The sequence below is a fragment of the Myxococcus sp. CA005 genome (assembly GCF_006518205.1).
In the GTDB taxonomy this organism is placed as follows: domain Bacteria; phylum Myxococcota; class Myxococcia; order Myxococcales; family Myxococcaceae; genus Myxococcus; species Myxococcus xanthus.
On sequence record NZ_SRLV01000199.1, the window covers coordinates 1 to 1,293 of the forward strand.

General features: G+C 67.1%; 1 protein-coding gene. It reads right to left on the bottom strand.

Going from position 1 to position 1,293, the window contains the following annotated elements:
* Window positions 1-43 precede the first annotated feature (43 nt).
* Window positions 44-1,239 (bottom strand): IS3-like element ISMxa1 family transposase gene (locus tag FMQ63_RS37105; RefSeq protein WP_086009332.1). Its coding sequence is split into 2 segments (ribosomal slippage): window positions 44-957 and window positions 957-1,239, totalling 1,197 coding nucleotides; the frame shifts between segments, so codons are not numbered across the junction.
* Window positions 1,240-1,293: the final 54 nt, after the last annotated feature.

Consider the following 1,293-nt stretch of genomic DNA (forward strand, 5'->3'; position numbering starts at 1 on the left):
CTGAAGTTGCTCCGGTTCCGCAGAGCGTTCCGCGCTTTCGCCCTCAAGCGGCAGCGCGGTGCTTCTTCTCGTAACCAGCGGGTGACTCGTAGTCGAGCGCGGAGTGGCGCCGGAGCGGATTGTACCAGCCCTCGATGAAGCGGAAGACGGCCATCCGCGCCTCGGCGTGAGACGTGAAGCGGCGGCGTGCGAGCAGTTCGCACTCGAGCGTGGCGAAGAAGCTTTCACACATCGCGTTGTCGTACGCGTCGCCGACGCTGCCCATGGATGGGCGCACGCCGGCTTCCTTGCACCGAAGCCCGAAGCCAATCGAGGTGTACTGCGTCCCTTGGTCGCTGTGGTGCACGACGCTTTGGGGCTGACGCTGCCCCACAGCCATGTCGAGTGCCTGCACGACGAGCTCCGTCTTGAGGTGGCCAGCCATGGCCCAACCGACGACTTTACGGCTCCATGCGTCAAGCACGACGGCGAGGTAGAGGAAACCGGCGTGCGTCGGAATGTACGTGATGTCAGCCACCCAGAGGTGGTCGGGTCCAGGGGCCGCGAAGTTGCGGTCGACCAGGTCGGGCGCAGGGCGTGCGCGCTCGTCGCGCGTCGTGGTGACGCACCACCTGCGGCGGCTGACGCCCTCAAGGTGCGCTGCCCGCATGAGACGGGCGACACGCTTGCGGCCGATGTGCACGCCCTCTGCCGCGAGTTCGGCGTGGATGCGCGGCACGCCGTAGGTGCCGTCGCTCATCGCGTGGATGGCGCGAATGCGCTTGCTGAGGCCCGCGTCCGCGACCGCGCGCTTCGAGGGCAGGCGCGTCCGCCATGCGTGGTAGCCGCTCTCGGACACCTCCAGGACACGACAGAGCGTCGTGATGCTGTGGACGGCCTGGTTCGCCTTCACGAGTCGGTACGCCGCTTGGGCGTCGCCACGGATTCCTGCGCGAACCAGGCCGCAGCTTTTTTTAGGATGTCACGCTCCTCACGCAGCACCCGCACCTCGCGCCGCAGCCGCTCGAGTTCGGCGCGCTCGTCCGAGGCGGCACTGCTCGCCCTCGGAGCTGGCCTGCTCTCGCCGTTGCTGCTGGGAGCGCTACGGCCACTACCCTCCAACTGCTTCTTCCAGTTGCGGATGCTCTGCTCGGTGCAGCCGAACTCTCGTGCGAGGCTCTTTCCGGAGCGGCCGGCTTTCAACAGCTCGACGACCCGCTCACGGAACTCCGGCGGGTATGGGGGACGTGACTTCGGCATCGTGGGACCCTTTTCGCACAGCGGGTGGAACTCCACGAAACCGGGGCAACTTCA